The 20,126-nt window shown below is 68.8% G+C and carries 20 protein-coding genes, 1 tRNA gene and 1 riboswitch; of the genes, 6 read left to right on the forward strand and 15 right to left on the reverse strand.

Features of this window, described 5'->3' with window-relative positions:
• The 3 genes from CFN17_RS04085 to CFN17_RS04095 are packed head-to-tail and all read right to left on the reverse strand — an operon-like array spanning nt 1 to nt 3,103.
• Nucleotides 1–804 (reverse strand): energy-coupling factor transporter transmembrane protein EcfT, encoded by an 804-nt coding sequence (locus CFN17_RS04085; RefSeq protein WP_208750091.1) that lies wholly within the window; start codon nt 802–804, stop codon nt 1–3.
• Entirely contained in the window at nt 801–2,426 is a 1,626-nt protein-coding gene (locus CFN17_RS04090; RefSeq protein ID WP_208750092.1) for an ABC transporter ATP-binding protein, read from the reverse strand. Before CFN17_RS04090 ends, CFN17_RS04085 begins: the two co-directional genes overlap by 4 nt.
• A 29-nt stretch (nt 2,427–2,455) precedes the next feature.
• Nucleotides 2,456–3,103 (reverse strand): ECF transporter S component, encoded by a 648-nt coding sequence (locus tag CFN17_RS04095; RefSeq protein WP_208750093.1) that lies wholly within the window; start codon nt 3,101–3,103, stop codon nt 2,456–2,458.
• A 66-nt stretch (nt 3,104–3,169) separates the two neighbouring features.
• Nucleotides 3,170–3,314: riboswitch (TPP riboswitch) on the reverse strand.
• Between the two features lie 200 nt (nt 3,315–3,514).
• Between CFN17_RS04095 and CFN17_RS04100 the strand changes: the two genes are divergently transcribed.
• Complete coding sequence (locus CFN17_RS04100) at nt 3,515–4,108, forward strand: heme-degrading domain-containing protein (protein ID WP_395926165.1); 594 nt, start codon at nt 3,515–3,517, stop codon at nt 4,106–4,108.
• Here the strand turns inward: CFN17_RS04100 and CFN17_RS04105 are convergent.
• Nucleotides 4,105–4,860 carry a DUF4386 family protein gene (locus CFN17_RS04105; RefSeq protein WP_208750094.1) on the reverse strand — a complete coding sequence of 252 codons (756 nt, stop codon included), beginning with the start codon at nt 4,858–4,860 and terminating at the stop codon, nt 4,105–4,107. The genes CFN17_RS04100 and CFN17_RS04105 overlap by 4 nt on opposite strands.
• Nucleotides 4,861–5,021: 161 nt before the next feature.
• Between CFN17_RS04105 and CFN17_RS04110 the strand changes: the two genes are divergently transcribed.
• The gene (locus CFN17_RS04110) at nt 5,022–5,285 is read left to right on the forward strand and encodes a DUF4235 domain-containing protein (protein WP_208750095.1); all 264 of its coding nucleotides are present in this window, start codon (nt 5,022–5,024) and stop codon (nt 5,283–5,285) included.
• On the opposite strand, the gene CFN17_RS04115 is transcribed toward CFN17_RS04110, so the two are convergent.
• From CFN17_RS04115 to CFN17_RS04145, 7 genes are read right to left on the reverse strand one after another with little or no spacing between them, the layout of a single operon-like run.
• A complete protein-coding gene (locus tag CFN17_RS04115) occupies nt 5,282–5,980 on the reverse strand; it encodes an ion transporter (RefSeq protein ID WP_208750096.1) in 699 nt (232 codons plus the stop codon). The two genes, CFN17_RS04110 and CFN17_RS04115, sit on opposite strands and share 4 nt — an antisense overlap.
• Nucleotides 5,961–6,389: a monovalent cation/H(+) antiporter subunit G gene (mnhG, locus tag CFN17_RS04120; protein WP_261792354.1), complete on the reverse strand. Its 429-nt coding sequence runs from the start codon at nt 6,387–6,389 to the stop codon at nt 5,961–5,963. Before mnhG ends, CFN17_RS04115 begins: the two co-directional genes overlap by 20 nt.
• Nucleotides 6,379–6,657: a monovalent cation/H+ antiporter complex subunit F gene (locus CFN17_RS04125; protein ID WP_208750097.1), complete on the reverse strand. Its 279-nt coding sequence runs from the start codon at nt 6,655–6,657 to the stop codon at nt 6,379–6,381. The genes mnhG and CFN17_RS04125 overlap by 11 nt, the downstream gene beginning before the upstream one ends.
• On the reverse strand, nt 6,654–7,199 hold the full coding sequence (locus CFN17_RS04130; RefSeq protein ID WP_208750098.1) for a Na+/H+ antiporter subunit E: 546 nt from the start codon (nt 7,197–7,199) through the stop codon (nt 6,654–6,656). Before CFN17_RS04130 ends, CFN17_RS04125 begins: the two co-directional genes overlap by 4 nt.
• A complete protein-coding gene (locus CFN17_RS04135) occupies nt 7,196–8,809 on the reverse strand; it encodes a Na+/H+ antiporter subunit D (protein ID WP_208750099.1) in 1,614 nt (537 codons plus the stop codon). The genes CFN17_RS04130 and CFN17_RS04135 overlap by 4 nt, the downstream gene beginning before the upstream one ends.
• Complete coding sequence (locus tag CFN17_RS04140) at nt 8,806–9,342, reverse strand: Na(+)/H(+) antiporter subunit C (protein ID WP_208750100.1); 537 nt, start codon at nt 9,340–9,342, stop codon at nt 8,806–8,808. The genes CFN17_RS04135 and CFN17_RS04140 overlap by 4 nt, the downstream gene beginning before the upstream one ends.
• Complete coding sequence (locus CFN17_RS04145; RefSeq protein WP_208750101.1) at nt 9,339–12,413, reverse strand: Na+/H+ antiporter subunit A; 3,075 nt, start codon at nt 12,411–12,413, stop codon at nt 9,339–9,341. Before CFN17_RS04145 ends, CFN17_RS04140 begins: the two co-directional genes overlap by 4 nt.
• A gap of 164 nt (nt 12,414–12,577) precedes the next feature.
• On the opposite strand from CFN17_RS04145, the gene CFN17_RS04150 reads away from it, so the two are divergent.
• Genes CFN17_RS04150 through CFN17_RS04160 form a run of 3 tightly spaced genes read left to right on the forward strand, consistent with a single transcriptional unit; the run spans nt 12,578 to nt 15,704 of the window.
• Nucleotides 12,578–13,981 carry an MFS transporter gene (locus CFN17_RS04150; RefSeq protein WP_208750102.1) on the forward strand — a complete coding sequence of 468 codons (1,404 nt, stop codon included), beginning with the start codon at nt 12,578–12,580 and terminating at the stop codon, nt 13,979–13,981.
• Between the two features lie 38 nt (nt 13,982–14,019).
• A complete protein-coding gene (locus CFN17_RS04155) occupies nt 14,020–14,502 on the forward strand; it encodes a cation:proton antiporter regulatory subunit (RefSeq protein ID WP_208750103.1) in 483 nt (160 codons plus the stop codon).
• 5 nt (nt 14,503–14,507) lie between these two features.
• The gene (locus CFN17_RS04160; protein WP_208750104.1) at nt 14,508–15,704 is read left to right on the forward strand and encodes a cation:proton antiporter; all 1,197 of its coding nucleotides are present in this window, start codon (nt 14,508–14,510) and stop codon (nt 15,702–15,704) included.
• A 46-nt stretch (nt 15,705–15,750) separates the two neighbouring features.
• Here CFN17_RS04160 and dcd read toward each other — a convergent pair whose 3' ends face one another.
• Together dcd and CFN17_RS04170 are read right to left on the reverse strand one after the other, a co-directional pair.
• Entirely contained in the window at nt 15,751–16,326 is a 576-nt protein-coding gene (dcd, locus tag CFN17_RS04165) for a dCTP deaminase (RefSeq protein WP_208750105.1), read from the reverse strand.
• Between the two features lie 47 nt (nt 16,327–16,373).
• Nucleotides 16,374–16,820: an SRPBCC family protein gene (locus tag CFN17_RS04170; RefSeq protein ID WP_208750106.1), complete on the reverse strand. Its 447-nt coding sequence runs from the start codon at nt 16,818–16,820 to the stop codon at nt 16,374–16,376.
• Between the two features lie 282 nt (nt 16,821–17,102).
• On the opposite strand from CFN17_RS04170, the gene CFN17_RS04175 reads away from it, so the two are divergent.
• Nucleotides 17,103–17,176: transfer RNA gene (locus CFN17_RS04175), tRNA-Gly, on the forward strand.
• A 90-nt stretch (nt 17,177–17,266) separates the two neighbouring features.
• Here CFN17_RS04175 and CFN17_RS04180 read toward each other — a convergent pair.
• Nucleotides 17,267–18,427, reverse strand: a complete 1,161-nt coding sequence (locus tag CFN17_RS04180; protein ID WP_208751333.1) for an MFS transporter — start codon at nt 18,425–18,427, stop codon at nt 17,267–17,269.
• Nucleotides 18,428–18,654: 227 nt separating this feature from the next.
• On the reverse strand, nt 18,655–20,016 hold the full coding sequence (locus CFN17_RS04185) for an MFS transporter (RefSeq protein ID WP_208750107.1): 1,362 nt from the start codon (nt 20,014–20,016) through the stop codon (nt 18,655–18,657).
• Nucleotides 20,017–20,126: the final 110 nt, after the last annotated feature.

A 20,126-nucleotide genomic window follows, 5' to 3' on the forward strand; every position in this document is an offset into this window, starting at 1 on the left:
TTACTGGCGGGCGAGGAATACGAGGTTCCAGGTGCCCGCGCCGAGGGCCGCGGCGACGGCTGCGGCCGCTATGACCAGCCCGCCCAGGAGCACCCAGATGTCGAGTCCGCTAAACGTCGACGGCCGGGCCCAGGTCCGGGCCGCGCCGCCGAACCCGCGCGCCTCCATCGTCACCGCCAGCCGGGACGCGCTCCGGATCGCCTGCACCAGCAGCCCGAAGCTCTGGCCCAGGGTGGCCCGGAACCGCTGGTAGGGGCTGCCGCTCGAACCCACGCCGCGGGCACGCCGGGCCATTCCGATGGTCTGCCATTGCTCGGCCATGATCCCGACGAGGCGCATGGCTGCCAGCGTGCCCAGGACGAACCGGTGTGGCAGCTTCGCGTTCTGCGCCAGGGCGTCGGCCAGGTCCGTGGGGTCGGTGCAGCTCATGAGCAGCACGGCCGGCAGCGCGATCGCCAGGCCGCGGAGCATGAAACCGAGCCCCAGCTGCAGGGAACCGGCGCTGATGGACCAGATCCCGGCGTCGACCAGAACGGCCCCGGCGTCGGGCGCCAGGATGGCCGTGCTCCAGCCGCCCAGCGCCGCGGCGAGGATCAGCGGCCAGCCGCGCTGCCACAGCAGGGCGAGCGTGAGGCCGGCGAGCGGGAAGAGAAGGAGTTCGCAGGCCAGCGCCACCGACGCCGACACCCAGTCAATAGACAGCGCCAGGACCATGGTGATCAGCAGGACGGCGGTGAACTTGGCCAGCGGGTTGGCGCGGGTCAGCAGTGCGTGGTTGCCGCGAAGGCTCAGTTCGGCTCTCATGGCGCGGCCGCTTCCGGCAGTTCACGGTCCGCAGCGGCAGCGGTTACGGCGGCCGCACCCCCTGCGCCGAGCCGGAGTTCCGTGCCGCCCAGGACGGCGGAGAATTCGGCGTCGTGCGTCACGGACACCACCGCGGTGCCGGCGTCGAGGAGTTCGGCGAGGAACGAGGCAAGTTCGGCCCACGTGTTGGCGTCCTGGCCGAAGGTGGGCTCGTCCAGGATCAGCACCTTCGGGTGCGCCGCCAGGACGGTGGCCACCGAGAGGCGCCGTTTCTCGCCGCCCGAGAGCGTGTAGGGGTTGGCGTCCACAAGCCCGGTCAGCCGGAGCCGTTCCAGGAGCTCGTCCACGCGTTCCTCGCCATAGCCAAGGTGGCGGGGGCCGAACATGAGCTCGTCGAAGACCCTGCCGGTGACGAACTGGTGCTCGGGCTCCTGGAACACGGTTCCGATCCGGGCGATCAGCTGCTGGGCCTTCCACCGGTAAGGATCGGCGCCGGCGCTTACGCGGCCCACGACGGGACCCCTGAGTTCCTGCGTGGCCGACACCGTCCCCGCCACGGGGCGCAGCAGACCGGCCAGCGTCAGCGCCAGGGTCGACTTCCCCGAGCCGTTCTGCCCGGTGATGGTCAGGGCCTCGCCGGCACGGACCTGGGCCGAGACGCCGGACAGCACCGGGCGCGGCGCGATGGCCCGGAATCCTTTGCGCAGCCCGGCCCGCCGCGGCCGTTCACGGGAGACCGCGAGCCCGTCCGCGGACAGCAGGAGCTCCCCCGCTGCCGTGGCGGTCCGGACCCGGGCCGTTGGCACATGGCCCGGCACCCAGACGCCCGCACCGATGAGCATGTCCCGCGCCTCGGCCAGAACCCGGTCCGGCGGCCCGTCGATCAGGACCGCGGGGTCCGTGGCGGTGCCGGGCTGCAGGACCACGATCCGGTCCACCAGGTCTTTCCAGACCGCCACCCGGTGCTCCACGACCACCAGGGTGGCGCCGGTCTTGTCCAGGCACCGGCCGACGGCGTCGCGGACTTCCAGGACGCCGTCCGGGTCCAGGTTGGCGGTCGGCTCGTCGAGCAGGAGCAGCCCGGGGCGCATCGCGAGGATCCCGGCGAGCGCCAGGCGCTGCTTTTGTCCGCCGGACAGGGCCGACGTCGGGTGGTCCAGCGGCAGCCGGCCCAGCCCGACGTCCTCGAGCGCCTCGCGCACCCGCGGCCAGATCTCCGCGGCGGGGACGGCGAGGTTTTCTGCGCCGAACGCGACGTCGTCGCCGAGGCGGGACAGCACCACCTGGGTTTCCGGGTCCTGCTGCATGAGCCCGGCGCGGCCGCGCCGGGCTCGCGGCACGGCGCCGTCGATCAGCAGGCTTCCGGCCTCGTCGGAGTCCTCGGCGCCGGGAGCGTCACCGGCCGGTCCGGCGGCCCCGGCGGCGCTGTCGCCGAGCACCCCGGCCAGGGCGTGGAGAAGCGTCGACTTGCCGGCGCCGGAGGGGCCCAGCAGGAGCACGCGCTCCCCGGGGCGGATGTCCAGGTCCAGGCCGCTGACGGCAGGCCTGGACCGGCCGGCGTGCCGCCAGCCCCAGCCGCGAGCCGTGACGGCGGCCGGGCGGACGGCCGGTGTTGGTGTCATGATGCGTCTGCCGATTCCAGGGGCCGGCGTCAGGAGAAGACCGGCTCCGTGGCCGCCTTGCGGGAAGCGAAGGAGCCCAGCACGCCGGTCTTGGCCAGGCCGCGGGTGGCCAGCCAGGACAGTCCGCCGGCGATGACCGCACCGGAGATGGTGGTGAAGATGATGTAGGCGAGCTTGTCGCCGGCTTCGTAGGCGATGTTCCAGCCCCACGGCAGGAAGGAGTCGTTCAGGCCGCAGAAGAGGCCGGCACCGGCCCCGGCCAGCAGGGACACCGGCAGGTTGAACTTCTTGTACAGGAACGCCGCGAAGACCAGCTCCGCGCCGAGGCCCTGCAGGACACCGGAGATCAGCACCGTGGTGCCGTACTGCGAGCCCATGATCAGCTCACCCGTGGCCGCGACCGTTTCGCAGAAGAGGGCCGCGCCGGGTTTGCGGATGATGAGCATGCCCAGCACTGCCGGGATCATCCAGCCGCCGGCGTAGAGTCCGGTCAGCGGCGGGTAGACCGCGTTGACGGGGGTTGAAATGAGGTTGGCACCCTGGGACCACGCCCAGAAGATGACGCCGCCGGCCACGGCGATCAGTGCTGCCACCACGATGTCCACCACGCGCCAGTTGTAATGGTGCCGGGCCGATGAACGGCCGGTGGAGCCTTGCTGTGCTGAAATATCTGTCATGTCGTCCTCCTGAGGAACAGGAGGGGAGGGTGCTCCGGCCGGCCTCGGCTTCCGCCGCCCTCCGCGCACCCTGAGAACTCGACTCCCTTGCGCCGGTACTAACCGGATCAGGTTCGAGGGTCTGCGGCTGTCCGCACTCTCAGCGCCCACCCTTGGTATCCCCGGAAATGTTCCGGCGAGGCCCGACGGCGGCGCTCCCCTGTCGTGATTATCTTGCCCTTGTGGGCTGGCCCAGTTTACACCCGGATGGCCGGGTTTTCAGTGCCGGGCTGTCACAATCGGGCCCGCTCCCCGGCCAGGGCCGCCGGCCGGGAACACCCGCTTGGTAGAGTCGTCGTGTCGGCCACCCGGGACCGCCAGCGTGCGGCCCTGTCACCGGAAACCTGTCACCCACCGGAAAGCGGGACCACCTTGACGCACACACCGGCCACACCCGTTCCCTCCCCGGGCCGCAATGCGGAGCACAACGCTGACCACAATCCGGACGACGTACCTGAGTACGACCCCGACTCCAGCGAGCCCCAGCCGCACGGTTCCCTGGCGGCGCTGATCGGCCGCGTCCTGGCCGAAATGGATGCCCTCCAGTTCGCCGCTTTCAGCAAGGACGACGCCCTGGACCTCGGCCTGCTCCTGGTGGAGCTGGGCCGGCAACGCTCGCTGCCGATCGCCGTCGACATCACTAAGGGCGAGCAGGTCCTGTTCCACGCGGCGCTGGACGGTGCCACCCCGGACAACGAGCGCTGGATCAACGCCAAGAAGCGCACCGCCCAGCGGTACGAGGTCCCGTCCCTGCTTGTGGGCCTGCGCGCCCGCGCCGCCGGCGGCCGGATCGAGGACAACGGCTGGTTCGATCAGACGGAGTTCGCCGCCCACGGCGGAGCGTTCCCCATTTATGTGCGCGGCACGGGCGCCGTCGCCGTCGTGACTGTCTCCGGCCTGCCACAGAAGGCGGACCACGACCTCGTCGTCGAGGCCCTCCGGGCGGTCCTCACCCCGGGCCGCTAGGCCGGCGGAGGACCAGGCCTCGGAAGGACCCGCGCGCCGGGCCCGCGCGTAGTTCTCAGGGCCAGCCGGATCAAAGCGATTCCCACGGCGGCGAACCAGGCCCACATCAGGACGCCGTACGCCAGATAGACATCCGGAACCGCAAAACGCAGCGCCTCGGCAATCATTCCGGCCGTTCCCGCCGCCACCCCGAGCCAGCCGACCGTCCGGGGCAGCACGCCCCTGAGCATGGGCAGCGAGATCAGCAGGATGCCAAGCGCCGACAGGACGCCGGCGACGGCGGGCGTGTTGTTCTCGGCGATCACCGCCTCCGCGGCGGTGGCATAGGTCAGCCGGCCGTCTCCTGACCCGGCGGTGCCCGAGGCGGTGTACCGGTCGCTGAGGTAGACCAGGATCAGCGATCCGCGGGTCGTGACCGGAATGGCCAGGAACAGCGCCCACGGCAGCCCTCCAATCACAGCGGCCAGCAGGGCCAGGCTCTTGTTGACGGGGGCCAGGGCCACGAAGAGGGTCACGAACACCAGCACCGGAAGAATGTTGGACACGGTCCAGAGAAGCTGTTCAGCGATATAGGTGCCCTTGTTCCGGGCGATGAACTCCAGGGTTTCCGCGCCGCCGTGGACCGGCGGCGGGGCCAGGAAGTCCAAAACGAGTGCCAGGACCAGCAAACCGACGAATGCGACCGAGGCGATCCCCGCCCAAAGGTAGAGCTGCCGCCAGCTTTGACCGCCTGCCTCCGGGGGCTGTTCCATCCTCGGAGGGTACGTCCGGGCCGGCGCCGCGGGACAGGGACGTTGGCCCTGTCTGGACGGCCCTGACCCGACGGCCCTGTCTCGACGGCCCTGTCCCGACGCGCGGGTCCGGACGGCTAGGCTAGGGGAAGCCCTGTTCCCGCCATCAAGGAGTCCGAAGAATGAACTTCCTCATCAAGCTGCTCGGCACCGGCGTCAGTCTTCTGGCCGGCTTCGCCGGCACCAAGCTCGTTGACGCCCTGTGGGAAAAGTCCACCGGCAACAAGCCGCCCAAGGGCGACGACGAGGACGTCCCCACCACGCTGCGCCAGGCACTGACCTTCGCCCTGATCTCGGCCTCGGTCAGCTCCGTCATCCAGGTGCTCGCCAACCGCGGCACCCAGCGCGCGATCACCCGTTTCGCCAAGTCCCAGGACGTCGTCTAACCGGGGCTGCCGGTGCCGCCCGCGTCGACGGGCGGTGCGGTCTCCTTCTTCCTGGGTGAGAGGAAGAAGGTGGCCAGGTAGCCGGTGAAGGTTCCGAAGATGCCGACCCCGACGACGATGATGCCCGATCCGATGATCCGGCCGGCGTCGCTGACGGGAAACTTGTCGCCGTAGCCGACTGTCGAGATCGTGACGATCGTGTACCAGAGGGCATCCGAGGCGGTGGTGATGTTCGCTCCCGGGACGCCCTGCTCGACGCGGAGTATCGCAAGGCTCCCGAATTCCAGCACGAGAATGCCCATGACCAGCAGGATGTACAGGGAGCTGCCGGCGCGGTCTTTGCTCAGGGTGCGGCCGACCGTGCGGACGCCGACCTCGCGCAGGAGCCGGAACACGCGGGCCAGCCGGAAGGCGCGCAGGATCTTGACCTGCTCCAACGGCATGCTGGCCAGGAGGTCCGCCCACCCGAAGTGCCTGAAGAAATACGCCCCCGCCGAGGGCGCGGTGGTGATCCGGTAGATGAAGTCGGCGAGGAAGATCAGGCTGAAAAGGCCGTTCATGACGGTCAGCACAGTGCCGAGCGACTTGTCCTGCACGACGTACAACAGCACGAGATTGACGATCGACAGGGTGGACAGGATGCCGATGAAGATCTCGTACCCGATGCTCTTCAGTTCACTGCGTTCCTTGCTCATGTGAGGATTCTGGCACGCCGTCGTCCGTTCTGTGCCGGTCCGCCTGCCGGGCGGCTTGCCGGGCGGCCTGCTGCACGACGGCCTCGAGCTCGTCGGCGCTGAGCAGTTCCGGGTGCAGGTGCTTGGTCCGGTAGCCGGCCCGGCCCACCATGTGCGCCGAGACGGGCACCGTGAGCAGCTGGAACAGCCAGGCGACTACCAGTACGGGCCACACCCACCAGGTGCGCACCTGCAGGCCGAGGGCCGCCAGCAGCAGGAACAATCCCAGCACCTGCGGCTTGGTGGCCGCGTGCATTCTGCTCATGAGGTCGGGGAACCGCAGCAGCCCGATGGCGGCGCCGAGCGACATCAGCGCCCCGGTCACCATGAACACGGCGGAGACGGCGTCGATCACTGTGTCAGGATTCACGGACGTTGTCCCTCCGGTCGGCCACGAACCGGGCCACAGTGACGGAGCCGACGAAGCCGATGAGGGAAATCGCCACGAGCAGCATCAGGTTGTTCAGGTGCCGGTTGGCGGCCATGTCGATGCACAGGGCCGCCCCGAAGATGGCCAGCAGCACGTCGGCGGCGAGCACCCGGTCCAGCAGCGAGGGGCCCCGCGCGATCCGGATGATCGCCCCTGCGGCGGCCAGGGAAAGGACGACGGCGGTCACCGTCAGGACGATCTGCATCATGCGGGAGCCTCCTGTGCGAGTGCGGACAGTTCCTCTTTGCTCCCCATGATCCTGATCAGCCCGGCCTCGGTGTCCCGGACCTCCTTGCGCAGCCTGGCAGCGTCATCGGCGTTCCGGACGTTGATGCCGTGGATGTAGAGCGTGGAGGTGGACCTGTCGACCTCCACCACGAGGGAGCCCGGGATCAGCGAGATCACGTGCCCGGTGGCCGTTACCAGGAGGTCCGAGTGGCTGCGCAGCGGCACCGCTACGATCGCACTGACCACGCGCGGGCCACGAACCACGGCGAGGTACAGGACCTGGAAGCTCGCCGCGACGACTTTCCCGAGGAACACCAAGGCGAAGGGAACGGCGCGGAGCACGTTGAAACGGCCGCCGAGCTCCACCGGGGGCAGGTAGAACAGGCGCGCCACCACCACGGCGATCAGGGCGCCGAAGAGGAGATTGCCCGGGCTGAAGTTCTGCCACAGGGCGCCCCAGACAAACACGAGCCACACCAGCAGCGGCAGCTCCTGGCGCAGCGAGATCCGTTTGCGGCTCATTTTCCGCCGCCTGCCTGCCGGCCCGGCAGGGCCGCGGGAACCGGCGCGTCCTCGCCGAGCACGGCATGGATGTACGGGGTCCGCTCCAGCATCTCCCGGGCGGACTGGTCGGCCACCTGGAACAGCGGTCCGGCAAAGACCGTCAGGGCCACGCCGAAGACCACCAGGCCCAGCGTGGAGCCCACCATGGTCCGCGGCAGCAGGTTCACGGTCGCCGTCCCGGTCCGGCGGCCGTCGGCGGAGGCCTCCGGCTCGGCCAGGAGTACAGGGTCGGGGTGTTCCGCGTCGGTCGGTTTGCGCCAGAACGTACGGTTCCAGACCCGGGCGATCGCGAGCAGGGTCAGCAGGCTCGTCAGCACGCCGCCGATCACCAGGGCGTAGGCCAGCGGCGTGCCGAGCTCGACGCCGGCCTGCAGGAGCCCCAGTTTGCCCAGGAAACCGGAGAACGGCGGGATCCCGGCGAGGTTCATGGCGGGGATGAAGAACAGCACCCCCAGGACCGGTGAGAGCTTGGCCAGCCCCGCCACGCGGTCCATGGAGGAGCTGCCGCCGCGCCGTTCAATGAGGCCGGTCACCAGGAACAGGCTTGTCTGGATGGTGATGTGGTGGGCCACGTAGAAGACGGCGGCGCCCAGGCCGGCCACGGTGGACATCGCCAGGCCGAACACCATGTAGCCGATGTGGCTGACCAGGGTGAACGACAGGAGCCTCTTGATGTCGCTTTGGGCAAGGGCGCCGAGGATCCCGACCACCATGGTCAGCAGCGCCGCAATCATGAGCGGGGCGTTGAGCGCATCCCCGGGGAAGAGCAGGGTCTCCGTGCGGACCATTGCATAGACGCCCACCTTGGTCAGCAACCCGGCAAACACGGCCGTGACCGGCGCCGGCGCGGTCGGGTACGAGTCGGGGAGCCAGAAGGACAGCGGGAAGACGGCGGCCTTGATGCCGAAGGCCACCAGCAGCATGACGTGCAGCAGGGTCCGGGTGCCCTGGTCCAGGTCGCCGAGCTTGATGGCGAGGTCGGCCATGTTGATGGTTCCCGTGGCGCCGTAGACCATGGCGATCGCGATCAGGAACAGCACGGAGGAGACCACGGAGACCACCACGTAGGTCACGCCGGCCCGGATCCGCGGGCCCGTCCCGCCGAGGGTGATGAGAACGTAGCTGGCGGTCAGCAGGATCTCGAACCCGACGTAGAGGTTGAAGAGGTCTCCGGAGAGGAACGCGTTGGACACCCCGGCCACGAGGATCAGGTAGGTGGGGTGGAAGATCGAGACCGGCGCGTCACGGTCGCCGTCGGCCATGCCCTGACCGGTGGCGTAAATCAGCACGGCCAGGCTCACGGCCGAGGACACCACAAGCATCAGCGAGGAGAACTGGTCCACCACCATCACGATGCCCCACGGCGGCAGCCACCCGCCGATATTCACGGCGGCGGTCCCGCCGTCCCAGACGGAAGCCAGCAGCCAGCATTCCAGCAGCAGGGTCACGGATAGCAGGGCGATGCTGACCGCCCGTTGGGCCCGGGTGTAGCGGATCAGCATGAAGGTCAGGGCGGCGCCCAGGATGGGGAGTACGACGGCGAGCGGGGCAAAGCTGGCGATGTTCACTCTCCGCCTCCTTCCGGGCTGGGGTCAACGTTGAGGGAGCCGGGCTGCTCTTCGGAGGCGGCCGTTTCGGCCCGCACGGCACGGTCGCCGGCCATGACGGCGCCGGCGCCGCTGGCGGCCAGCGGGAATTCCGAGGTCTCGACGGGAATGACGGAGTCGTCCTCGGCGTCGAAACTGGGCGTTTCCGCGACGCGGCGGTCCTCGGCGTCGTCCTGGATTTCGTCCTGCCGGGCCAGGACCCAGGTCCGGTAGATGATGCCCAGCATGAAGGCCGTGACGGCGAAGGAAATCACGATCGAGGTCAGGATCAGGGCTTGCGGCAGGGGGTCGTTGTAGTCTCCCGCGGGGATGCTCTTGTCAAAGAGCGGAGCCAGCCCGGCGTAGCCGCCCGTGGCCAGGATCAGCAGGTTGGTGGCGTTCGCCAGCAGCATCAGGCCCAGCAGGACCCGGGTCAGGCTGCGTTCCAGGATCAGATAAATGCCGCACGCGTACAGGGCGCCCATGACTATCAGCAGGGTCAGATTGATGCTCATGCTTTCCCCGTGCCGGTCGTTTCGGCGTCAACGGCGTCCACACCGACGGTTGCCGTGCCGCCCACGGCTGCCGTATCCGCGGGGGCGGCAACGCCTCCGTCCGTGTCCTGGTCCTCGGACTGTTCGGCAGGTTCCTCAAAGTGCTCATCGATTTCCGCGCCCAGGCTGCGCAGCACGTCCAGGGCCAGGCCGACCACCACGATGTACACGCCGATATCGAAGATGGTCGAGGTGACGAACTTGATGTCGCCGAACACGGGCAGCCACAGCTCCACGATCGCGCTCTGGAACACCTGGCCGCCCAGCAGCAGCGGCGTCATGGCGGCGGCCGCGGCCGTGGCCAGGCCGATTCCCAGCAGGGTGCCGGCGCCGACGGGCGTGGCCTCGCGGAGTTCGAACCGGCCGCCGGCCAGGTAGCGGATCGTCAGGGCAATACCGGCCGTCAGGCCGCCGGCGAACCCGCCGCCGGGCAGGTTGTGGCCGGCGAGGAGCAGATAGATGGAGAACACGATCATCGAGTGGAAGATCAGGCGCGTCACCACCTCGAAAATGATCGAACGGCGCTCAGGCGCCAGGGTCCTGCCGGCCACCAGCCACGCGTCGCGGGCGGCGGCGGCAAACTTCCGGTTCATCGCCAGCGCCGCGTCCTCCCGGCTGCCGCCCCTGGCCGGGGACCGCCGGCCGACCGTCCCTTCGGCGACGGATGCGGACGCGCGGAGCCGGTCGCCGCGGCCGCGGACGAAGATGAGGCTGGCCACACCGGTGGCGGCGAGCGCCAGGACGGAGATCTCGCCGAACGTGTCCCAGGCGCGGATATCCACCAGGGTCACGTTGACCACGTTGAGGCCGCCGCCGCCTTCGTAGGCCAGCTGCGGGAAGTCCAGCGAGATAGGTGCCGCCACACGGGCGCCGAGGGCATGGATGGCGACGAAGATCATGGTGACGCCGAATGCCAGGCCGATCACGACGCGGATCACCCGGTATTTTCCTCCGGTCCGGTCGCGCAGCCCCGCGGGAAGGCTGCGCATGGCCAGGACGAACGCCACCAGGATGATGGTCTCGACCAGCATCTGGGTCAGGGCCAGGTCCGGGGCACCCTGCAGGGCGAAGATCATGGCGATCCCGTAGCCGGTGACGGACACCATGAGCACGGCCAGGAACCGCTTGTTGGCCCGGACCGCGGCCAGGGCGCCGATCACCACGCCGGTGCCGGCCACAATCTGCAGCGGCGATCCCGGATCAATGACATAGATTCCCTGCGGCAGCGGCTTATTGGCCACAAGCAGCACCGTCAGCGGCAGGGCGAACGCCACGGTCAGGATGACGGACAGGTAGAAGAACAGCGAACCGCGCTGGGTCCGGCCGGTGACCCAGACGGCGGTGTCGTCCAGGGCGCCGATCGTCTGCTGGTAGGCCCGGTCCGCGTCGATCCAGGCCGGGACCCGGGCCTGCAGCCGGTCCACGGCGTCGCGGCCGTAGAACATGGCCAGGCCCAGGACGAACGTCAGCACGGTCAGCCCGAGGGCCGGGGTGAGGCCGTGCCACACCGCCAGGTGCCCGGGAGGAGGCGTGCCGGGCTCCACGAAGAGCTCCGCGTAGGGCTGGATCCAGCCGTCGACCGGGGCCGGCCACAGCCCGTACAGGATGGTCAGGACGCTCAGGACGGCCGGTGCGGCGAGGAAGGCAGGTTTGATCGGTTTGAACGGGGTCGGCGTCACGCCGGGCTTCACGGCGAACGCGCCCCACATGAACCGGGCGCTGTACGCGAACGTGAGGACGGACCCCAGTACGATGCCGGCCAGGAGCCACGGCCCGGTTCCGAGCCCCGTCCCGGGTTCGGCGCCGTAGTGGAGGAAGGCCTCCAGCACCGATTCCTTGGCGACGAAACCGGCCGTGAGCGGAATCCCCGCCATGGAGGCGGCACCGATCGCCGCAACGATCGCCAGGCCCCTCGCCGAGCTGTACACGCCGGACAGTTTGCGGGTGTCGCGGGTCCCGGCCTGGTGGTCGATGATACCCACCACCAGGAACAGCGTGGCTTTGAAGAGTCCGTGCGCCAGGACCATCGCCAGGCCGGCGAGCGCCGCGTCGGGCGTGCCGAGGCCCACCACCATCGTCAGGAAGCCGAGCTGGCTGACGGTGCCGTAGGCGAGGATGAGCTTGATGTCCGTTTGCCGAAGGGCCCGGTAGCCGCCGACCAGCATGGTGGCCAGGCCGAGGCCGAGCACGATCGGCAGCCACGGCGGGGTCCCGGCGAATCCGGGGGCCAGGCGGGCCACCAGGTAGATGCCGGCCTTCACCATGGCCGCCGCGTGCAGGTAGGCGCTCACCGGCGTCGGGGCTGCCATTGCGCCTGGGAGCCAGAAGTGGAACGGAATCAGCGCGGATTTGGTGATCGCACCGACCAGGATGAGCACGACGGCGGCGCTGACCGCTCCGGCGGCGGGCCCGGTGACCAGCGCCGGGGCCAGGTCCATGATGGCCTGGATCCGGTAGGTGCCGGCCGCCGAGCCGAGGATGATGAGCCCGATCAGCATGGCCAGCCCGCCCGCGGTGGTCACCACGAGCGCCTGAAGCGCCGAGCGCCGCGCGGACAGCCGGGTCCGTGCGTAGCCGATCAGCAGGTAGGAAAGTACCGTGGTCAGTTCCCAGAAGACGAACATCAGGAGCAGGTCATCGGCGGTGACGAGCCCGAACATGGCACCGGCGAAGGCCAGGAGCTGCGCCCCGAACCCGCCCAGGTAATCGTCCTTGTCCTTGAAGTACCGGGCACAGTAGACGAGCACCAGAGTCCCCACCCCAAGGACCAGCAGGGACATGACCCAGGCCAGGGCGTCCATCCGGAACGCGAGCTCGAGGTGGAGCCCCGGGACCCAGGGCAGTACTTCGGTGATGGCCCCGGACGCGGAGGAGCCGGTGTCCGAATAGATGGCGCCGTACTGGAACAGAAGCCAAATGAAAGAGGCCGCGGGGACGGCGGCCAGGGCGAAGAATGTATTCCTGCCGAACTTCCGGAAAAGGAGCGGTGCCACAGCAGCCACCGCAAAGTGCACGGCAAGGACTGTGATCACTGGTGTCTCCGCAACGTCAGAAATTCGAATATCAGCAAGTTGGAGCAGGCGGGTCATTTGTTAGGTTCGGTGCCCACAGTTTACCAAGCGTGTACAAATTCTTTTGCGAGGGACACCATGGGCCTGCACAATTCGTAGCGTTTGCGGCGGCTACCATTCTGGCTATGAACACTGCCGCCGCCCCCGAGGCCATGCGACCGCCGTCGGACCTGGAATCCGGAGGCCCAGCCTCGCACAAGGGCCGGGTCCTCGCGTGGGCCTCGTGGGACTGGGGTTCGGCGGCCTTCAACGCCGTCATGACAACGTTTGTCTTCACCGTCTACCTGACCTCCGCACCGTTCGGCGGTGAGGATCAGGCCTCGGCCGTCCTGGGCGCCGCGCTGGCCGTCGCCGGCATCGCCATCGCCCTCCTGGCCCCGGTCACCGGGCAGCGCTCGGACACCGGCGGCCGGCGCAAGCTGTGGCTGGGGGTCAACACGGCCGCCGTCGCGCTGCTCACCGGGCTGTGTTTCTTCGTATTCCCGCGGCCGGAGTTCCTGCTCCTCGGCGTCACGCTGATTGCCCTGGGGAACGTCTTCTTCGAATTCGCCGGCGTCAACTACAACGCCATGCTCGCGCAGGTTTCCACGCCGCGGAACATCGGCAAGGTCAGCGGCTTTGGCTGGGGCATGGGGTACCTGGGCGGCATCGTGGCCCTGCTGGCAGTCCTCCAGCTTTTTGTGCAGCCCGGCTTCGCGTGGTTTGGCGCGTCCACGGAAGAGAGCCTGAACATCCGGCTGGTGGCGGTGTTTTCGGCGCTGTGGTTCTTCATCTTCGCCCTGCCTGTCCTTTTCGCCGTGCCGGAGCTGCCGCGCACCGGGAAGGGCGCCGGCCCGGGCTTCTTCGCCTCCTACGGCCTGCTGGTCCGGCGGATCAAGGCGATGTACCGCACCAGCCCGCACACCATCTACTTCCTGCTCGCGAGCGCCATCTTCCGGGACGGGCTGGCCGCGGTGTTCACCTTCGGCGGCGTGATCGCGGCCGGCACCTTCGGGTTCGCACTCAAGGACGTCATCTTCTTCGCGATCTTCGGGAACGTGGTGGCGGCTGTCGGCGCCATCCTCGGCGGCTTCCTCGACGACAGGACCGGGCCGAAGGCCGTGATTGTCGCGTCCCTGGCCGGTTTGCTGCTTGCCGGCACCGCGATCCTGGTGCTCGGCAACGGAAACTACGACGTCTTCGGCATGGCCTGGGCCGGAACCACCACGTTCTGGGTGTTCGGCCTGTTCCTGTGCCTGTTCGTGGGCCCGGCCCAGTCGTCGTCCCGCGCCTACCTGGCCCGCCTCGCCCCGCACGGCGAATCCGGCGAACTCTTCGGCCTGTACGCGACCACGGGCCGGGCGGTGAGTTTCCTCGCGCCGGCCCTGTTCACCCTGTGCATCGCCCTGGCCGCCCCGGTCGTGGCCCCCGGCGAGGCCCAGCGCTGGGGCATCCTCGGCATCATGGCGGTACTGCTCGCCGGCCTCCTGGTCCTGCTGCCGGTCAAGGCCCCGGGCAAGACCGAAATCGCGGTCGTCCCCGCGGCCTGAGGCGTCCGCGGACCGGGTTTGCGCACTAGGCTGAAGACATGAACGTGGATGAGACGGACCTCCCCGGCCTCGGCCGGCGCAAGGACTTCATGACTGCCTCGGGACGACGCATCGGCGTCGTCGAATACCGTGAAGGCCAGACGGAACTCATCGTCTCGACCTGGGACGACCCTGACACCTGCCAGGCCTCCATCCCGCTGACCGCGGACGAGGCCGCCGCCCTGGGCAACCTGCTGGGCGGCCAGCGCCTCGCCATGCAGCTCTCGGAGGCGCACCGGGAAGTGCCGGGCATCGTCACGCGCCAGTTCTCGATCGGCGCCGGATCTCCCTTCCACAACCAGCCGATGGGCAAGGCGTGCATCAGGACCCGCAGCGGGGTCTCGATCGTGGCCATCATGCGCGAAGGCGAGGTCCTCCCCTCGCCGGGCCCCGACGTCGTCCTCCACCCCGGCGACCTCCTGGTTGCGGTGGGAACGCAAGAAGGCCTGGATACGGCGGCCGGCATCCTGCGCAACGGATAAGCGGCATGGATCCGCTCGCACTGACCCTGATCGAGCTGGGGGCTGTCGTCTTCTGTCTCGGACTGCTGGCCAGACTGGCCGGGCGGATCGGCATGTCGCCCATCCCGCTCTACCTCGTCGGCGGGCTCTTTTTCGGCGCCGGCGGCCTCGTCAAGCTTGAGGGCATGCACGAGTTCGCCCATCTTTCCGGCGAGATCGGCGTCATCCTCCTGCTGCTTATGCTTGGCTTGGAATATACGGCGACGGAACTCGTCACGGGACTGAAGCGGTCCTGGCAGGCCGGCGCCCTGGATCTGGTGCTGAACTTTATTCCGGGCGCGCTCCTGGCGGTCATGCTGGGGTGGGGCCCGGTCGGGGCCATGGTGATGGGCGGCGTCACCTACATTTCCTCCTCCGGGATCGCGGCGAAGGTCATCACCGATCTCGGCCGGATCGGCAACAGGGAAACCCCGGTGGTCCTGGCCATCCTGGTCTTCGAGGACCTCGCCATGGCCGTCTACCTGCCCGTCCTCACCGCCACGCTGGCCGGCGTCGGCTTCCTGCTGGGACTGCAGACCGTGGGCATCTCGCTCGCCGTCGTCACGTTGGTCCTGGTGGTGGCCCTGCGGCACGGCCACCACGTGTCCAAGGCCGTGCACAGCGAAAACTCCGAGGTCTTCCTGCTCAATCTGCTGGGCGCTGCCCTGCTCGTCGCGGGACTCGCCGCGGCCATGCAGGTGTCCGCGGCGGTGGGTGCCTTCATGCTCGGCATCGCGATTTCCGGCGCCACGGCCCACAGCGCCACCCGCATCCTGGAACCGCTCCGGGACCTTTTCGCGGCCATCTTCTTTGTTGTTTTCGGGCTCAACACGGACCCGCGGTCCATCCCGCCGGTCCTGGGCTGGGCGCTGCTGCTGGCCCTGGTGACGGCCGCAACCAAGCTCGTCACCGGGTTCTGGGCGGCCAAGCGGGCCGGGATCGGCATTCCCGGCCGTTTCCGGGCGGGCGCCGCCCTAATTGCGCGCGGCGAGTTCTCCATCGTCATCGCCGGCCTGGCGGTTGCCTCCGGCGTCGTGCCGCCGGATCTGGCGGCCCTCGCCACAGCCTATGTGCTGATCATGGCGATCGCCGGTCCGCTGGCAGCCCGGTTCGTGGAACCCGTGGTGCGGGTGCTGCGCCGTCCGGCACGACGCCCTGTGGTCCGGACTTCGGGCCCGGCGTAAGGCCGCCGGGCGTTTGGATGCCGGGCGTTTGGATGCCGGGCCGCTGCTAGATGTCGGTGCGGTGGAAGTTCAGGTGGCTGCGGCTGGCGGTGGGTCCGCGCTGGCCCTGGTACCGGTTGCCGTACTCGCCCGATCCGTAGGGGTGCTCCGCGGCCGAGGACAGCCGGAAGAAGCACAGCTGGCCAATCTTCATGCCCGGCCACAGCTTGATGGGCAGCGTGGCCATGTTGGACAGCTCAAGGGTGACGTGCCCGGAGAAGCCGGGGTCGATGAAGCCTGCCGTTGAGTGCGTCAGGAGTCCGAGCCGGCCGAGAGAGGATTTGCCCTCCAGCCGGGCCGCGATGTCAGTCGGGAGGGTCACCGTCTCGTACGTGGAGCCGAGGACGAATTCCCCCGGATGAAGGATGAATGGTTCGCCGGACTCGACTTCCACCAGGCGGGTCAGCTCGGGCTGCTCCTCGGCCGGGTCAATGTGGGCGTATTTGTGGTTGTCGAACAGCCGGAAGAACTTGTCAATCCGGACGTCCACCGAGGACGGCTGGACCATGCCGGCGTCGAACGGTTCAAGGACAATCCGCTGGGAGTCGATTTCGGTTCGAATGTCGCGGTCGGAGATCAGCACAGGTTCAAAAATACCGTACGGCCGGCGGCCCGGCCGATCCGCCCGACTTATTCCGCAGCTGGCATATCTTCGAGGACCGTCTTGAGCCGTTCAAGCTGGCAGACCTCCGCCTTCATACGCCGCTGGAACGGGCTGGTCACCCGGGCCAGGAAGCCCCTGGGTTCGCAGTTCAGGGCGAAGCGGACCCGGGTGCTGTGGCCCTCCGTGCTGAGGTAGTAACCGCCGTGCGGTCGGGCCGGCCCGGCGATGACCTGATACTGGATCTCCGCGCCCGGACGCGCCTCGATGATCTCAAAATCCGCGGCGACGGGGCGCCCGCCGGGGCCGGCGACCGTCTGCCGGTACACGGCGCCCTTGGCGCCGGCGGCACCGGAGCGCAGCTCCACGCTGCGGACCCCTTCACGCCACAGCGGCAGGTGGGCCGGGTCCATGAGGAAGTTGTAGACCTTCATGGCGTCGCGGTGGATGACGACGTCGTACTCTGCAAATGCCACGGGAATCCTTGCTCGGCGGACGGCTGATGGGCGTAGCCCGCTTCCGGCGGAACTGCAGCTAACCATTTCAGGATAGACAGCACCGTCCCGGGCATGGCGGTCCGTGACCGGCTTTCGCCGAAGAGTGTCCGAAGAGTTACAGGCCGCCGCCGAACCTCGGCGAGCCAACGCGCCCATGGAATGTGTTCAACGTCGGGCCCGGACTGGGGTAATGTAAATCTCGTTGTTTCACCGGGGCACTGATACACCGGGGCAAAGTTCAGCACTTTGGCCGGCCCCACTGCGGCTGTAGCTCAATGGTAGAGCGCTAGCTTCCCAAGCTTGATACGCGGGTTCGATTCCCGTCAGCCGCTCCAAACCCCTCATTCCGCATGCCGGGCATCTTCACCCCATGATCAACAGCCCCCTGGCGGCCGTGGTCTCGCCGGGCGGCCATTGGAAACGCCTCACCTGCCCCGCTCGCGGGGACCGGCCGGATAGCCGTTCTTGCGGCTCGCCGCAATGATGGCCAGGGCAGCCGCCACGGGCACGGCGGCGGCGAGCGGCACGAGCCCGGGACCCGTCGTCGTGAAGGCAAGCGCACCGTATGCCGCGCCGACGGCGATCCCCAGCTGGATGGTGACGACTGTCAGGCTGTTGGCAGCGTCCCGGTGGTCGCCGCCGGCGCGGAGGATCGCGGCCTGGTTATAGATGCCGATGGCTCCGAAGGCCGTCCCCCAGAGTGCCAGCAGCGTGAATGCGCCGGCCCCGGATCCGCCCAGAAGAGGCAGCAGGGCGAAGGCCGTCAGGAAGAGTGCCACCGCGGCCAGCAGGGAGCGTCTCGGGTGCGAGTCCGCGGTGATGCCGGCAATCCAGATTCCCGCCAGGCTCGCGACTCCGATCACCGAGAGGGACATGCCGGTGGCGTTCGCCGGCAGGCCGGCACTGAGCAGGAACGGGGCGATATACGTGAAAAGCGCGAAGTGTCCCAGGAGCAGTAGCGGCCAGGCAGTGGCCACTGCAACAACACCGGGAACGGCGAGCGCCCGTCGCAAGGACGGCCTTGCCCCGCGGCCCCCGTCCGCGGCGGCCGGGAGCAGCCAGACGGCCACGAGCGCCAGGAGGGCGGCGACTCCGGCCAGGACCAGGAAGGAGCTGCGCCAGGACAGCACGGCGCCCATCATTGTTCCCAGCGGGGCCCCGACGGCCAGCGCGATGCTGTTGCCGCTGAAGACGATGGCCATGGCCCTGCCCACGGAGTGCGCCGGCACGATTCTTGCCACGTACGGCGCCATGCTTGACCACAGGAGCCCGTGCGCCACACCGCCGAGGAGCCTGGCCGCGATGGCCACGGCAAGGTTGAGGCTGAGGGCCAGCAGCACGTTGCTGAGGGCGAACGCGAACACCGTAGTGATCAGGAGCGTTTTGCGGGGCACACGTCCGGCCAGCAGCCTGGACAGCGGCAGGGCCGTGAACACGATAACGGCGGCGTAAACCGCCGTCAGCGACCCTACGGCCGATTCCTGCACACCCAGTTCCCGGCTGATCTCCGGCAGCAGCCCGGAGGGCAGCAGTTCGGTGGTGACCGCGGTAAAACCCGCCGCCGCCAGGACCAACAGTCCGGCCATCGGGATCCCGGATCCGCGGGGTGCGGCAGCGTTCAATGACGCCGGCTTCCGGGCTGGGGCGTGCTGGTCTGCGGAGAGGGGAGATTCGTGCGGCAATTTTTCTCTTTCTCACGGTTCGGCGCCGGCAGGCGCGTGTGGTCTGCGCGGAGCAGCCACCCGATAAGCAAACCAGCGTGCCGCCAACTGTGGGAGTCACTGGTAAAACCCCTCTGGCCGGGGACCCCGGATCACACGGCCGGACGGCCCTGCATCGGGACAATCCGCAGCAGCCGCCGCCGGTCTTGCAGGTCCACCTTGAGCATGAGCTGCCCGCGCCGGGCAAGCACGACGGCGACCGTCGCCGCGGCCAGCACCGGCACCCCGCCGGAAATCAGGACGGCGGTGTGCGGGCCCGCGTGCTCGGCGAGCCAGCCGAGCATCGGCCCGCCGATTGCCTGGCCGCCGATCAGCACCATGATGTACAGGCTCATGACGCGGCCGCGGATCGCCAGGTTGGCGCTGACCTGGACCAGCTGGTTCGCGGCGGTGAGGAACATGAGGCACCAGAACCCGGCGAACACCATCGCCGCTCCGAACCAGGGCATTGACGGCGCGAAGGAGGCCAGGCAGAGCATGAGCCCGTACATCCCGGCCCCCAGGACCACCGAGCGCAGCCGCAGCCGGCGTCGCCGGGCCGAGGTGACGGCGCCGGCGAGCGCCCCGAGCGCCACGAGGGTGTTGAGCAGGCCATACCCGCCGGCACCGGCGTCGTACACGTGGTCGGCGAACGCCGCCAGCAGCACCGGCAGGCTCATCGCGAACACAGCGATGAACCCGGCCATCAGCCAGGGCCAGTAGATGGTGGGCTTGCTCAGCGCGTAGTGCAGCCCTTCCCGGAGCATGCCCCGCCGTTTGGCGGCCGGCGTGCTGACGTGCAGCTGGTCCCGGCGCAGGCACAGGAGCATCGCCACAGTGAAGCAGCAGGCCACCGCATTGGCGGCAAAGGCCCAGCCCGCACCGACCGCCGTCAGCAGGATCCCGGCGATTGCGGGACCGATCAGGCCGCCGAGCTGGAAAATCGTGGAGTTCACGCTGATCGCGTTGCGCAGGTAGCCCGGGCCCACGAGCTCGTTGACGAACACCTGGCGGGCCGGCTGATCGAGCACGGTGACCAGGCCCAGGACCAGCGCGATCGCATAGACGTGCCAGACCTCGATGCGCTGGCTGAGGGCCAGCACGGCGAGGGTCGCGGCGAGGACCGCGGCGACGGACTGGCAGAGGATGAGGATCCTGCGCTTGGCGAAGCGGTCCGCCATCATGCCGGCCCACGGGCCCAGGAACAGGGACGGCAGAAACTGCAACGCGACGGTGACGCCGACGGCGGTGACGGAATCGGAGAGCTGGAGCACCAGCCAGTCCTGGGCGATCCGCTGCATCCAGAGCGCGATCACGGCGACGAAATGCCCGGTCGCGAAGATGCGGAAGTTGCGGACTTTCAGTGAGATGAATGTGTGGCGCCACGGCAGGCGCTCGTTGACGACGGCGATGGGTTGGGTGATGGTGTCCGGCAGGGCGGCTGCGTTTGCCTCGAGCGGCGGAGGGGGTGCCACGGAAATGTCCTCAAAATGAGCGGGTGGAGCGGGATGCACTTAACGCTAGGCTGGCCGCAAAAGATTGTGGAAGATTATTGGCCGCATAACTAGCATTACGAAACGCAATG

It is taken from the genome of Arthrobacter sp. PM3 (genome assembly GCF_003352915.1).
Classification (GTDB): Bacteria; Actinomycetota; Actinomycetes; order Actinomycetales; family Micrococcaceae; genus Arthrobacter.